The organism is Curtobacterium sp. MCBD17_013, assembly GCF_003234565.1.
In the GTDB taxonomy this organism is placed as follows: Bacteria; Actinomycetota; Actinomycetes; order Actinomycetales; family Microbacteriaceae; genus Curtobacterium.
In genome coordinates this window covers 1-14,024 of record NZ_QKTU01000009.1, presented here as the reverse complement: position 1 = coordinate 14,024, position 14,024 = coordinate 1, and the positions used below count along the sequence as shown (strand labels likewise).

11 protein-coding genes are annotated in these 14,024 nt (G+C 71.3%); 10 read left to right on the top strand and 1 reads right to left on the bottom strand.

Features of this window, described 5'->3' with window-relative positions; all coding sequences use genetic code 11:
* The first annotated feature begins 54 nt into the window (after positions 1-54).
* Positions 55-1,011, top strand: coding sequence for a helix-turn-helix transcriptional regulator (locus tag DEI81_RS10750; protein ID WP_181435389.1), 957 nt, complete (start codon positions 55-57; stop codon positions 1,009-1,011).
* A 7-nt stretch (positions 1,012-1,018) separates the two neighbouring features.
* Here DEI81_RS10750 and DEI81_RS10745 read toward each other — a convergent pair whose 3' ends face one another.
* Positions 1,019-2,305, bottom strand: a complete 1,287-nt coding sequence (locus DEI81_RS10745; RefSeq protein WP_111010810.1) for a permease — start codon at positions 2,303-2,305, stop codon at positions 1,019-1,021.
* Between the two features lie 134 nt (positions 2,306-2,439).
* On the opposite strand from DEI81_RS10745, the gene DEI81_RS10740 reads away from it, so the two are divergent.
* The 9 genes from DEI81_RS10740 to DEI81_RS10700 all read left to right on the top strand — a co-directional run.
* A complete protein-coding gene (locus DEI81_RS10740; RefSeq protein WP_181435388.1) occupies positions 2,440-3,084 on the top strand; it encodes a TetR/AcrR family transcriptional regulator in 645 nt (214 codons plus the stop codon).
* Between the two features lie 72 nt (positions 3,085-3,156).
* The gene (locus DEI81_RS10735; protein WP_111010722.1) at positions 3,157-5,796 is read left to right on the top strand and encodes an MMPL family transporter; all 2,640 of its coding nucleotides are present in this window, start codon (positions 3,157-3,159) and stop codon (positions 5,794-5,796) included.
* A gap of 257 nt (positions 5,797-6,053) precedes the next feature.
* Positions 6,054-8,195 (top strand): MDR family MFS transporter, encoded by a 2,142-nt coding sequence (locus DEI81_RS10730; RefSeq protein ID WP_181435387.1) that lies wholly within the window; start codon positions 6,054-6,056, stop codon positions 8,193-8,195.
* 103 nt (positions 8,196-8,298) lie between these two features.
* A complete protein-coding gene (locus DEI81_RS10725; RefSeq protein ID WP_258368646.1) occupies positions 8,299-8,925 on the top strand; it encodes a TetR/AcrR family transcriptional regulator in 627 nt (208 codons plus the stop codon).
* A 70-nt stretch (positions 8,926-8,995) separates the two neighbouring features.
* Positions 8,996-9,898, top strand: coding sequence for an SMP-30/gluconolactonase/LRE family protein (locus DEI81_RS10720; RefSeq protein WP_309146669.1), 903 nt, complete (start codon positions 8,996-8,998; stop codon positions 9,896-9,898).
* Positions 9,895-10,503 carry a YdeI family protein gene (locus DEI81_RS10715; protein ID WP_258368645.1) on the top strand — a complete coding sequence of 203 codons (609 nt, stop codon included), beginning with the start codon at positions 9,895-9,897 and terminating at the stop codon, positions 10,501-10,503. Before DEI81_RS10720 ends, DEI81_RS10715 begins: the two co-directional genes overlap by 4 nt.
* 185 nt (positions 10,504-10,688) lie before the next feature.
* Positions 10,689-11,636, top strand: coding sequence for an ABC transporter ATP-binding protein (locus tag DEI81_RS10710; protein ID WP_309146668.1), 948 nt, complete (start codon positions 10,689-10,691; stop codon positions 11,634-11,636).
* Positions 11,633-12,610 (top strand): iron-siderophore ABC transporter substrate-binding protein, encoded by a 978-nt coding sequence (locus tag DEI81_RS10705; protein WP_111010719.1) that lies wholly within the window; start codon positions 11,633-11,635, stop codon positions 12,608-12,610. Before DEI81_RS10710 ends, DEI81_RS10705 begins: the two co-directional genes overlap by 4 nt.
* A partial coding sequence (locus tag DEI81_RS10700; protein ID WP_111010718.1) for an iron chelate uptake ABC transporter family permease subunit occupies positions 12,607-14,024 on the top strand: 1,418 nt, incomplete at its 3' end. The genes DEI81_RS10705 and DEI81_RS10700, both read left to right, overlap by 4 nt.

Sequence of the window (14,024 nt, the reverse complement as noted above, 5' to 3'; positions counted from 1 at the left end):
CGCAGTTCCCTGTCAACCCCGGCGTCCGGGCGCCGCGGCTGCGATCCTTGGATGATGGCAGAGGACGTGGTGCGACGCTCAGTGGTCGCCGGGCAGGACATCGACGATGCCCGTGCCATGTATGAGGCCGCGTACAACGGACGGCAGTTCCACATCGAGCCGACCGAGCGCGAGTTCGGGTACCGCTACACGATCGCCGGGGACGACGACGTCACGTTGCGGGGGAACCGGTTCACGGGGTCGGTCGAAGGCACCGTCCAGGTGCAGGGCGAGTACGTGGTCACGTGGATCACCGCGGGGACCGGCGCGATGGACCTCGAGGGGACCGGCGACCTCACGCCGCTCGAACCCGGGCAGCCCGTCCTGTTCACCACCGGTGGCCAGAACCGGTTCGCGTTCGCCGACTACAAGCAGAACCTCGTCCACCTCGACGGCCGGTACCTCGAGCGGGTCGCGGCGGAGGTCGAGGGCCACGACGGCGGGCCCCTGCGGTTCCGACACGGTGGCCGACTCGAGGACCACGCGCTCCAGCGGTGGACGGCGGCGGTGCGGACGGTGAACGCCGTGGGCGCGAGTGCGGACGCCAGTGCCCTGCTGCGGAGCGAGGTGAACCGCCTCGCCGCGGTGTCGCTCCTGTCGACGTTCCCACACGAGGCGACCTCCCTGCCGCCCGAGCTGCTGCTCCCGCGCCACCGGCGGATCCGCACGGCCGTCGAGTTCATCCACGCGAACGCCCATCTGCCGATCACGCTCACGGACGTCGCCGCGGCGGCGAACGTGAGCTCCCGCTCCCTGCAGCAGGCGTTCGAGCGTGCCCTGGCCACGTCGCCCACGCGGTACCTGCGGCAGGTGCGCCTGGAGCGGGTGCGGGCAGAACTGCTCGAGCAGCACCCCGAGGACGTGTCCGTCGGCGACGTCGCACGCCGTTGGGGCTTCGTGCACCTCGGCCGGTTCTCGGGGGCGTACGCAGCGGCCTTCGGGGAGTACCCGCGCGAGACGCTGTACCGCTGACGGGCGGTCAGTGGTGCGGGTGGTGCCCGCCCACGTCGTGGTGCGCGTGCGCTTCGTCGTGCTCGTGCTCGTGCCCGTGCTCGTGCCCGTGCCCGTGCTCGTGCCCGTGCTCGTGCGCGTTCGCTTCGTGGTGCTCGTGCGCGTGGCCCCCGTCGTCCGGGCCGCCGCCCATCATCCGCAGCATCGACCACGAGCCGCTGCGGACGAAGACGACGAGCAGGACCGCCGCCACGACCAGGAACAGGATGTCCAACCAGGTGGTGTAGTTCCACGTGATCCCGGTCTCGGCGATCGCCAGGTGCCGACCGGTGGGGACGAGGCCGAGCGGCGTGAAGACGAGCTCGACGACGTACCCGGCGAGCACCATGGCGCCGTAGAGGACGCCGGTGATCCGGAGGGCGGCCGCCCAGCCGTAGTACTTCCGGTAGATCACGATGATCGGGATGATGAGCAGGTCGGCGAAGACGAAGCTCACGACGCCGCCGAAGCTGATCCCGCCGTTCCAGAGCACCGCCGCGAGCGGGACGTTCCCGACCGAGCACACGAAGCTGACCATGGCGATGACCGGTCCGATGAGCGGGTCGAGGAAGAACGCGACCGTCGGGTCACCGTGCAGGAACACCGCCTGCAGCCATGCCCTCGGGACCCAGGTCTCGAACGCCCCCGCGATGAGGAGCCCGATGACGATGTCCCGGAGCACGGCGGCCCAGTCCATGACGAAGTACTGGGACACCGACGTGATGCCCGGTCGGGAGAACAGGCGTCGCCAGAACCCCTGGTCTCCGGCGACCGACATGTCCATCGCCGCGTGCCCCTCCATCGAGCCGGCGAGGCCCCGGTCGGCCTGCTCCCGTGCGGCGTCGACGATGCGACCCCGCATCCAGAGTCGGAAGCCGAGCGCGACGAGCACGATCATGACGGGGCCGCCGATGAACTCGGCGAGGGTGAACTGCCATCCCATGACGAACGCGAGAACGAGGCCGAGCTCGACGACGAGGTTCGTCGACGCCACCTCGAACGCGATCGCCGCGGTGAGGCTCGCGCCCTTCCGGAACAGGGCCCGGGCGAGCGCGACCGCCGCGTAGGAGCACGAGGAGGACAGTGCTCCGAACCCCGTCGCCACCGCGATGGCACGCGGGGAGTCGTCGTGCATGAGCCGGGTGATGCGTTCGGTCCTGACCGCGGCCTGGATCACACCCGACAGGGCGAACCCGAGCACGAGGGGCCAGAGGATCGTCCACGCCATCGTCCCGGCCGCCGCCAGGGCGGCACCGATCGCCTGCAGGATCATCATGATCACAAGGTACCCCCTGGGGGTAACCGAGACCAGATGGTTCGCCTGTGACGCGGTTCACCCGGAGGTCACGGACCTGAGTGTCGGATGGACGTCGTTGCACTCCGTGCATCGGTGCACCTAGTGTCTCCGGAGTGACCACGCGGACGAGCATCGACCGCCGGGCCGTGCTCAAGGCCCGGCACCGGGCGGCGATCCTCGACGCCGCCCGCGCCCTGACCGCCGAACGGGGCGGTCCCCGGTTCAGCGTCGACGAGCTGGCCGCCCGCGCCGACGTCGCGCGCCGCACGGTGTTCAACCACTTCTCGTCGATCGACGAGGTCGTCCTCGCGCTCTGTGGCGAGCTGCTCACCGTCGTCCTCGACGACTTCGTGGCGACGGCCACCGCGACGCCCGTCGGCAACGGCGACCGGGCCTCCATGTTCGACGAGATCGCCGAGTGGTTACGCGTCGCCGACCTGCCGACCGCGATCTCGTCGATCGTGCGCGTGCTCGGTGAGCCGCCCGAGGAGGACCGCCGCGGCCGTCTGCTCATCGACGAGGCCTTCGACCGGTCGACCGCCGTCCTCGTCGACGAGGTCCGTCGCCGCAACCCGTCGGCCGACCCGCTCGACGCCGAACTCCTCGTGACCTCGCTCATGAACGGCGTCGTCGTGATCTCGAAGCACTGGGTCCTCCGCACGGGTGCGAGCACTGACGGCGACGGCCGCGCACAGTGGGACGCGTTGCTCGGCCGACTCATCGACAGCGTCCGCAGCGGCTACATGCCCCAGCACTGACCACGAGGGGTCCACCGGCGTACCCCGATCCCAGCAGCACCACCACCGCACAGAAAGGAACGGGGCACCAGCATGGCCGGTCTCCTCTACCGCCTCGGACGCTTCGCCGCGCGCCGACACTGGTCCGTCGTCGTCGCCTGGATCGTGATCCTGGCGCTCGCCGGGGTCGGGTACAGCCTGTTCGCCGGGACGATCTCGTCCTCGATCACCATCCCGGGGACCGCGACGAGCAAGGTGACCGACGAGCTCGCCAAGAAGTTCAAGTCCGCCAGCGGGGGCAGCGGCACGATCGTCTTCCAGACGACGAGCGGTGACGCGTTCACGGCCGACCAGAAGTCCGGTATCAAGTCGTTCCTGTCGACGATCGACGGGTACAAGGGCGTCCGGGCGACCACGAACCCGTTCACGACGCAGCAGCAGCTGGCCGACCAGCGCCAGCAGGTGCAGGACGGCAAGCAGAAGATCGTCACGGGCAAGCAGCAGCTCGCCGACGCGCAGGCGCAGATCGACGCGGGCCAGAAGCAGCTCGCCGCGGGACAGCAGCAGATCGACGCCGCACAGCAGCAGCTCGACCAACAGAAGGCGCAGGCCCAGGCTGCCGGTCAGCTCGCGGCGGTGCAGGCACAGCTCACGGCCGGCCAGGCGCAGATCGACGCGAACCAGCAGAAACTCGACGCGAGCAAGTCGACGCTGGCGACCAACCAGCAGAAGGTCGACGCGAACCGGAAGAAGCTCCAGCAGAACGAGACGAAGCTCGACCTGAGTTCGCAGTTGCTCGACCTGTCGAAGAACATCCGCTTCGTGTCGTCGAACGGCAGTGCCGCGGTGGGCACGGTGTCGTTCCAGAAGGCGACGATCGCGGTGCCGCAGACGCTGAAGAACAAGATCGTCGACAAGTCGGAGCACGCCGGCATCGACGGCGTGCGGGTCTACCCGTCGAACGACATCGCGCAGGGCGTTCCGAGCATCCTCGGCCCCGGTGAGGTCGTCGGCATCGTCATCGCCGCGATCGTGCTGCTCGTCATGCTCGGCACGGTCATCGGCGCCGCGCTGCCGCTCGTCAGCGCGATCCTCGGGGTGGGCGTCGCCACGCTCGGTGCGATGTCGTTCTCGGGCCTCGTCGAGTTCATCTCGGTGACGCCGGTGCTCGGGGTGATGCTCGGTCTGGCCGTCGGCATCGACTACTCGCTGTTCATCCTCAACCGGCACCGGTCCCAGCTGAAGCAGGGCATGGAGCTGCATCAGTCGATCGGGCTGGCGAACGGCACCTCGGGCAACGCGGTCGTGTTCGCGGGGTCGACGGTGATCGTCGCGCTCCTCGCGCTCAACATCACCGGCATCCCGTTCCTCGGGCTCATGGGCACGGTCGGCGCCGTCGCGGTGGCGGTCGCGATCCTCGTGGCCATCAGCTTCACGCCCGCGATGCTGAGCCTCGTCGGCTTCCGCATCCTCCGTCGGAAGGAGCGCGCGGCGATCGGGCGCACCGGCTCGGTGCGGATCCCGAACAAGCCCATGGCGACCTGGCGCGCGATCGTCACCCTCGTGGCCGGCGTCGCGGTGCTCGGGGTCGTCGCCCTGCCCGCCATGCACATGCGCCTCGGGCTCCCGACGGGTGCCGCCGAGGCCACCGACTCGAGCCAGTACAAGGCGTACAAGGTGCTCGAGCGCGAGTTCGGTGCCGGTCAGAACGGCCCGATCCTCGTCGTCGCCGACCTGCCGCACAAGGCGACCGGGAACGACCTGCTCCGGCAGGAGGTCGCGATCGGGCAGAAGATCGCCGACCAGGGTCACGTGCACGCCGTCGCACCGATCGGGGCGTCGTCGGACGGGACCGTCATCGCGTTCCAGGTGCAGCCCACGGGCGGACCCTCGAGCGTGTCCACGGAGAACCTCGTGCACGACCTCCGCGACCTGTCGCCGGTCAAGGCCGACGGGGGGAACGTACACCTCGGTGTCGCCGGCAACGCGAGCGCGAACATCGACGTCTCCGAGAAGCTCGCGGACGTCCTGCCGCTCTACCTCGTCGTGGTCGTCGGACTCTCGCTCATCATCCTCATCATCGTGTTCCGGTCGTTCCTCGTGCCGCTCACCGCGACCGCGGGCTTCGTGCTCTCGCTCCTGGCGGCGTTCGGCGGCCTGACCGCGATCTACCAGTGGGGCTGGCTCGGCCAGGTGTTCGGTGTGCACGACCCGGCACCGATCCTGAGCTTCCTGCCGGTGATCGAGGTGGGCGTGCTGTTCGGGCTCGCGATGGACTACCAGTTGTTCCTCGTGTCGGGCATGCGCGAGGCGTACGCCCACGGAGCCCCGGCGAAGATCGCGGTGCAGCGGGGCGTCCACGCGGGCCGGGCGGTCGTCACGGCGGCGGCGATCATCATGATCTCGGTGTTCTCGGGCTTCATCTTCTCGGAGTCCTCGACGATCCGACCGATCGGGTTCGGGCTGGCGTTCGGGGTGCTCGTGGACGCGTTCATCGTCCGCCTGCTGCTCATCCCGGCGTCCATGCACCTGCTCGGGCGCGCGGCCTGGTGGTTCCCGAAGTGGCTCGACCGGATCGTGCCGGACGTCGACGTCGAGGGTGCGAAGCTCGAGCGGGGCATGCCCTCCCGCGGGGACGACACCCACGCGGAGCACGGCCACCACGCGGCGCCGGTGGTCGAGGACGCCGCTCCGGCGGTCGCCCACCACGAGCACCCGGAGCACCGCGCCTGACCGCGTCCGCTCGCGCCCGAGGGGCGCCCGCATCACCAACCCGGGAGGCGGGACCTGCGCCGAGCACGCGGGTCCCGCCTCCCGTCCGTCGCGGCCCGCGAACGCGGGGTGCAGTGCTTGCAGTATTGCGGGTTGTGCAAAGCTGGGCCGGTGTAAAGTTGCATGCACTGCAAGGTTGTATGCCACCGTCGGCACCCCGACGAGGTCGGCTCCCTGCAGGCGACGCACGCATCTCCACACCCATCCGAAGGACCGCAATGTCAACCGCCTCCGCTCCCGCGCAGGTCCGGCGCAGTGCTCCAGGATCGGCGCCCGCATCGGGCTCGCCGATCATGAGCCACCGCCAGATCCTGCTCGTCATCTACGGCCTCATGGCCGGCATGTTCCTCTCGTCCCTCGACCAGACGATCGTCGGGACCGCCATCCGCACCATCGGTGACGACCTGCACGGTCTCAACGAGCAGGCGTGGGTGACCACCGCGTACCTCATCACCTCGACGATCACCACGCCGATCTACGGCAAGCTCTCGGACCTGTTCGGGCGCCGCCCGCTGTACATCTTCGGCATCTCGGTGTTCGTCGTCGGGTCGCTGCTGTCGTCCTTCTCGACCTCGATGCTCATGCTCGCCGCCTTCCGCGCGTTCCAGGGCATCGGTGCGGGCGCGCTCATGTCGCTGCCCCTCGCGATCATGGGCGACATCCTCGCGCCCCGTGAGCGCGCGAAGTACCAGGGGTACTTCCTGGCCGTGTTCGGCATCTCGTCGGTCATCGGCCCGCTCGTCGGTGGTCTGTTCTCGGGTGCCGCGCAGATCCTGTTCATCACGGGCTGGCGCTGGGTGTTCCTGGTGAACGTCCCGATCGGCATCGCGGCGTTGCTCATGGTCATCGCGTTCCTGCACCTGCCGAAGACCGGCGAGAAGCGCACGCCGCGGATCGACTGGTGGGGTGCCACCTCGGTCATCGTGACCCTCGCGCCGCTCCTGCTCGTCGCCGAGGAGGGCCGCGACTGGGGCTGGGGTTCCGCCGGCGCGATCACCTGCTACGCCGTGGGCGTCGCCGGACTGGTCGGGTTCCTGGTCGTCGAGACCCTCATGAAGGACGACGCGATCATCCCGCTCAAGCTGTTCCGCTCGGGCGTGTTCTCGATGGCGACCGTCATGGGCTTCCTCGTCGGGTTCGCGATGTTCGGCGCCATGCTGACCATCCCGTTGTACCTGCAGATCGTCACCGGGCTGTCCCCGACGGCGTCCGGCTTCGCCACGCTGCCGATGATCGGTGGCCTCATGATCGCGTCGATCGTGTCCGGTCAGATCGTGTCCCGCACCGGCAGGTACCGGATCTTCCCGGTCACCGGCACCGCGTTCACCGCCGTCGGCTTCGTCGTCCTGACGTTCATGACGATCGACAAGCCGCTCTGGTTCCTCATGATCGGCATGTTCTTCATCGGTCTCGGCCTCGGCCAGCTCATGCAGACCATCACGCTCGCCAGCCAGAACTCGGTCGAGCCCCGGGACATGGGTGTCGCCACGAGCTCGGCGACGTTCTTCCGGCAGATCGGTGGAACGCTCGGCACGGCCGTGCTCCTGTCGGTGCTGTTCTCCCTCATGCCGACGAACATCGTGACCGCGATGTCGGACAGGACGGACCTGTCGAGTGGCCTGAACGCCGCTCTGACCCCCTCGGTCGCGAACGCGTCCGAGAACAAGGGCGTGATGAAGCAGATCTGGACCCCGATCGTCACCCCGATCAGGAGCAACATCCAGGACGCGCTCGACCAGGGCACGACCGCCGCCAAGGCCGCCGCGGACAAGGCCGTCACCCAGCAGGTGACCGCCGCCGTCCAGCAGCAGGTCACCGCCGGGGCCGTCCCGGCAGCGGCCGCGCAGACCGTCATCCAGCAGCAGGTCGCCGCCGCCGAACCGGCCGCCGAGCAGCAGGCCCTGGCGGCTGCCGCGAAGCAGGCGCACGCCTCGGTGTCGAACGGTCGGCTGACGATCGACTACAGCGATGCCAGTCAGCGGAAGCACGTGGTGGACGAGGTCGCACCGGCCATCGCGAAGCAGTTGCGGAAGGGCACGTCGGGCTCGAGCAGTTCCGCGAGCGAGACGAGCGACACGTCGTACCTCAACGGCGCGGACGCGCGGCTCACCAAGCCCTTCATGACCGGCTTCAACGCCTCGGCCGTGTCGATCTACTGGGTCGGCCTCGGCGTGATCCTGCTCGCGTTCGTCCTCAGCTGGTTCTTCAAGGTGCCGCCGCTGCGGCAGCGGTCCGCACTGCAGGAGCAGGCCGACAAGGACCAGACGGCCGACGACCTCGAGGTGGAGGCCGTGCGCGCGGCCGACCTCACCGGCTCGTTGACCGCCCCCGCGACCGGATCGATCCCGGTCTCCAAGTAGGGCAGGACCGCGGCGCCGTCGCCGTCCGACAGGACGGGGACGGCGCCGCACGGATCCGGCGCGACCGCTGCCGGACGACCACGACCACCAGGACGGAGACGACGTGGACACCAGCGCCACGCTCGACACGGCCGCGATCGACATCGCGGGCGTCGACCCCGAGTCATCCACGCTCCGGGCCCGCAAGAAGCGGCAGACCCGCGGGCACATCCAGGACGCCGCACGCCGCCTGACCGCCGAGCACGGCCTCCATGGCGTGACGATCGACGCGATCTGCGCCGAGGCCGGTGTCTCGACCCGCACGTTCTTCAACTACTTCCCGTCGAAGTCCGCCGCGGCGCTCGGGCTGCCGGACCTCCGGATCGACGATGCCCAGCGGGCACGGTTCGCCGCTGGGGAACCCGACGCCCTCGTGTCCGACCTCTGCGCTCTCGTCGCGCACGTCGTCGCCGAGACCGGCGCCTCACCGCACGAGAAGGCCGTCATGAAGGACCTCATCACCGAGCAGCCCGAGCTCATGCCGGCCGTGCTCAAGTGGATGGCGGACCTGCGGAAGGACCTCGTGGCGATCGCCGCCGGTCGTGTGCCCGAACGGACCGCTCGACTCGCGGTGACCCTCGTGCTCGGTGCGCTGCTCGAGGCCGTCCACCAGGGCGGCAGCACCACCGATCCGGACTTCGCCGACCGGATCGCCGCGACCGTCGCCGAGATCGGGGCACTCGCCTCCTGACCGTCGGACCCGACATGCGCCAGCATGGAGCGAACGGGTGCGTCGCGCCCGTGCGTTCGAAGGAGAACCCGTGCCGCTGACCGACCTCGTCCCCGATCCCGGCGCCGTCGAGCGCATCGCCACGGGGAGCACCTGGGCCGAGGGCCCCGTGTGGATCCCGGCGACGCGGACCCTCCGCTGGTCCGACATCCCCGGCGACCGCATCATGCAGTGGCATGCCGACGACGGCACCACGAGCGTGTACGCCGACCGCGTCGAGTTCACGAACGGCCGGACGCTCGACCGGGACGCCAGCGTCGTGCAGTGCTCCCACGGCCGGCGACGCGTCGAGCGGGACCGCGACGGCGTCGTCGAACCGATCGTGGCGAGCTGGGACGGGGTGCGGTTCAACTCCCCGAACGACGTGGTCGTCGCACCCGACGGCACGATCTGGTTCACCGATCCCGACTACGGGATCACGCAGTCGCGTGAGGGCCACGCCGGGTACCTGGAGTACGGGGACCACGCGGTGTTCCGGTTCGACCCCGCGACCGGCCGGGTCCGCCCGGTCGTGCTCGACGTGGAGGAGCCGAACGGGCTGGCGTTCTCACCCGACGGGACGACGCTCTACGTCGCCGATTCGTCCGCATCCGAGGGCTCGGACGTCGGGAACCGGTGGATCCGGGCGTACGACGTCGTGGATGGCATCCGGTGCAACAACGGCCGCGTCCTCGCCCAGTTCGCGGTCGACGAGGGCGTCCCCGACGGCATCCGCGTCGACGAGGACGGGAACGTGTGGAGCTCGAGCGCACGGGGCATCATCGTCGTCGCACCCTCGGGGGACCGGATCGGGACCGTGCCCGTCCCCGAGGTCGTCGCGAACCTCTGCTTCGGGGGCGACGACGGCACGACGCTGTTCATCGCGGCGACGACGTCGATCTACCGTGTCGCGACCACGGCGCGGGACGCCCACGGGATCGCCCTCCGCCCGTGAGCGGGAGCGCGGCACCCGCCCCGGCGGTACCCGGTCCGGCGGTGCTCGTCGTCCCGGATGTCGCGACGTGGCGCGCCTGGCTCGACGCCCACGAGGACGACCCCGACGGCGTGTGGCTCGTGCTCGCGAAGAAGGGCACGGTCGACCCGACCTCGCTGACGTACGACCAGGCCCTCGACGAGGCCCTGTGCAGCGGCTGGATCGACGGGCAGAAGCGGGGGAACGACGCCGCCACGTTCCTCCAGCGGTTCACGCCACGGCGCCGGGCGTCGCTGTGGTCGCAGCGGAACATCGGGCTCGTCGCGGCCCTGACGGCGCAGGGGCGGATGCGACCGCGTGGCCAGGCGGAGGTCGACCGTGCCCAGGCCGACGGGCGATGGGCCAGCGCGTACGCCGGGTCGGCGGCGATCGCCGAGCCGGAGGACCTGACAGCGGCGCTCGCGGCATCGCCCGCGGCGGCCGAGCGCTTCGCGACGCTGAACCGGCAGAACCGGTACGCGGTGCTGCACCGGGTCACGACGGCGCCGAGTCCGACGGCCCGGGCGAACCGCCTGGCGAAGCTCGTCGCGATGCTCGAGCGCGGGGAGACGCCCTACCCGCAGTGACGCCGGGCGCGCGGACCGGCGAACGCGGACCGGCGAGTGCGCGCGTGGACGACGAAGGGCGCGCGTGGACGACAGCGCAGTTGTCGTCGGGGCGCGCGGTTCGGAGGTGCAACACGAGGGCGATGCGCGTCATGTGTCGCGGAGCCCTTGCGGAGGAGGGGTGAGGTTAGGCTAACCTCACCTACGTGACCGACGACCGGACCGAGGCGGCCTCACCCGCGCGTGCGGTGCGACGCTCATCCGTCGCCCCCTCCGGGCTCGACGCCACCGGCATCACCGTGGCGTACGACCGCGTCGACGTCGTGCACGCGGCCGATCTGCGGCTCCGCCCGGGTCGTGTCACCGCGCTCGTCGGCCCGAACGGCAGCGGGAAGTCGACGCTGCTCCGCACCCTCGCCCGGCTCCAGCACGCCCGCACGGGCAGCATCACCCTCGGCCCCGACCACGCCGACCACACCGACCACGCCGACCACGCCGACCGCGCCGACCACGCGAGCGACCCCGACCAGGTCGACGCCCTCGCCCTGGCACCGGCCCAGTTCGCCCGCCGCGTCGCGCTCCTGACCCAGGGCCGCCCGACCCCCGGGGGCCTCCGCGTCCACGAGGTCGTCGCGTTCGGCCGGCACCCGCACCGGACCCGGTGGACACGCAGCGATCCGGGAGGCCCGGCCGCCGTCGCGCACGCCATGACGGTCACCGGCGTGGCCGAGCTGGCGGAGCGCCCCGTCGACCAGCTCTCGGGTGGCCAACTCCAGCGTGTGTGGCTCGCGAGCTGCCTCGCGCAGGAAACCGGGGTCCTCCTGCTCGACGAGCCGACGACGTACCTGGACCTGCGCTACCAGGTGGAGCTGCTCGACCTCGTCCGCGACCTCGCCGACGAGCACCGGATCGCCGTCGGCATCGTCCTGCACGACCTCGACCAGGCCGCGGCCGTGGCGGACGACGTCGTCCTGCTCGCCGACGGCCGCGTCGTCGCCACGGGCACCCCGGCGGACGTCCTCACCGCGACCACCCTCAGCGCCGTCTACGGCATCCGGATCGAGGTGGACGTCGACCCGGCAACGGGCGCCGTCCGCACCCGGGCCGTCGGCCGACACCACGACCGATCCGGAAGGCTCCACCCCACCCCATGAAGCGCATCATCACCGCCGCGGCCCTCGCCGTCACCGCCGCCGTCGTCCTGACCGGGTGCGGCACCACCGAGGCGACCTCGAGCACGTCCTCGTCCACCGCGGGCGCGATCACGATCACCGACGCGACCGGCACGAAGGTGCACCTCGACGGACCGGCCACGAAGGTCGTCGGCACCGAGTGGAACGTCGTCGAGGACCTCGTCGCGCTCGGCGTGCAGCCCGTCGGCGTCGCGGACCCGAAGGGCTACGGGAACTGGGACACCGCCGCGCCGCTGACGGGCTCACCGAAGGACATCGGTACCCGCGGCGAGCCGAGCACCGACACCATCGCGTCCCTCGCGCCCGACCTCATCGTCGCCACGACGGACCTGTCGGCCGCGACCCTGGAGCAGCTCCGGGCGATCGCGCCCGTCGTGGCCGTGCGGTCCGCCGACGCGTCGCACCAGATCGCGCAGATGACGACCGACCTCGACATGATCGCGAAGGCCACCGGACGGCAGCAGCAGGCGGCGAAGGTCATGGACCGGTTCCACGACGCCGTCGCCGCGGGCAAGGAGGCGATCACGAAGGCGGGGCTCGCGGGCGACGACTTCGCGTTCGCCGACGGCTACGAGGTCTCGAACCAGGTCACCATCCGGCCCTACGCCGACGGCTCCCTCATCGGCGACGTCACCGAGGAGCTGGGACTCCACAACGCCTGGGACGTCACCGGCGACGGGAGCTACGGCCTGGGCAGCACCGACGTCGAGGGGCTGACGAAGCTCCCGTCGGACGTGCAGTTCCTCTACCTCGCGAACGACGCGGACGGCGGCGACGTGTTCACGAGCGCGCTCGGGTCGAACGCGGGGTGGAAGTCCCTGCCGTTCGTCGCCGCGGGTCACGTGCACCGGCTCCACGACGGCATCTGGCTGTTCGGTGGCCCGGCCTCCATGACCGCGTACGTGCACGCCGTCGTGGCGGCGCTCACGAAGTGACGCTCCTGGCGCCGCGGCGGCCGGTCACGGTCACCGCGGTGCTCCTGGCCGGCGCGGTCCTCGTGGCCGCGCTCGCCGTCGTGGACGTCACGCAGGGCCCGGCGGCCGTCGGGCCGGCCGCGGTCTGGAGGGCCGTCACCGGTCGTGCGGACCAGGGCGACGCGTCCGTCGTGGTCGCGTCGCGCCTCCCGCGTGCGGTCGCGGGGATCCTGGTGGGTGCCGCGCTCGGGGTGGCCGGGTCGGCCCTCCAGGCCATCAGCCGGAATCCGCTCGCCGCACCCGACACGCTCGCCGTCGACGCCGGCGCGTACGTCGCGCTCACCGTCGTCGGGGTGACGGGGCTGCACCTGCCGCTCCTGGCCTCCTCGGGCGTCGCGTTCGTCGGCGGGCTCGTCGCGGCGGGCGTCGTGCTCGCGCTCTCCGGCCTCGGGTCGGGCACCGTCCGGCTCGTCCTGGCCGGGAGCGCGCTGGCGCTCGGCGTCGGGTCGGTGACCTCGACCCTCGTGCTGCTGTTCCCCGAACGGACCGAGGGGCTGTACCGGTGGAGCCAGGGGAGCATCGCGCAGAACGGCATGGGCGGTGTCGCGCAGATGGCACCCGTCGTCGCGGTGGGCATCCTCGGTCTGCTCGTGGTCGGACGGCGCATCGACGTGCTCGGGCTCGGGGACGACGCTGCGCGGGGCCTCGGCGTCGGCGTCCGCCGGACCCGCGTCGTCAGCGTCGTGCTCGCGGTGCTGCTCGCCGCGGCGGCGGTCACGCTCGCGGGTCCGATCGGGTTCGTCGGACTCTGCGCGCCCGCGCTCGCCCGTCCGCTGACCCGACGCGTCCCCGGACTCGCCCGGGCGGTCGTCGCGCTCCCGCTCGCCGGGCTCGTCGGCGCGGTCGTCGTCCTCGGGTCGGACGTGCTGCTCCGCGCGGTGGTCGGTGGGGACGCCGCCGTCGGGGTCCCCACCGGCACCGTCACCACGTTCGTCGGCGCGGTGTTCCTCGTCGGCCTCGCCTTCCGCGCCCGCTCCGCCGGGGAGACCACGACCGCGGGGGACCGGCTCCGGATCCCGAGCACCGTCGTGTTCGTGCTCACCGTGGTCGTGCTCGCCGCGGTGCTCGTCGGCACCGTCATCGCCGCGGTGCTGCTCGGCGACGCGAAGCTCCTGCTCGGCGACGTCGTAAACTGGGCCACCGGGCGAGCCGGGCCGATCGTGTCGTACGTGCTCGACACGCGTGTGCCGAGGGTGCTCGCCGCGCTCCTCGCCGGGGCGGCCCTCGCGCTCGCCGGCACCGCCGTGCAGGCCGTGACGCGGAACCCCCTGGCGGAACCGGGGATCCTCGGCGTCTCCGGAGGTGCCGGGCTCGGTGCGGTCCTCCTGCTCACCACCGTGCCGGTCGCGGGGTCGTGGGGCGTCGCGGCCTGCAC

Excerpts from the sequence above, each read along its gene's own strand:
- DEI81_RS10735 (WP_111010722.1), top strand. The coding sequence starts at position 3,157 with ATGGCCGGTCTCCTCTACCGCCTCGGACGCTTCGCCGCGCGCCGACAC.
- DEI81_RS10705 (WP_111010719.1), top strand. The coding sequence starts at position 11,633 with ATGAAGCGCATCATCACCGCCGCGGCCCTCGCCGTCACCGCCGCCGTC.
- DEI81_RS10745 (WP_111010810.1), bottom strand. The coding sequence starts at position 2,305 with ATGATGATCCTGCAGGCGATCGGTGCCGCCCTGGCGGCGGCCGGGACG.
- DEI81_RS10750 (WP_181435389.1), top strand. The coding sequence starts at position 55 with ATGGCAGAGGACGTGGTGCGACGCTCAGTGGTCGCCGGGCAGGACATC.
- DEI81_RS10730 (WP_181435387.1), top strand. The coding sequence starts at position 6,054 with ATGTCAACCGCCTCCGCTCCCGCGCAGGTCCGGCGCAGTGCTCCAGGA.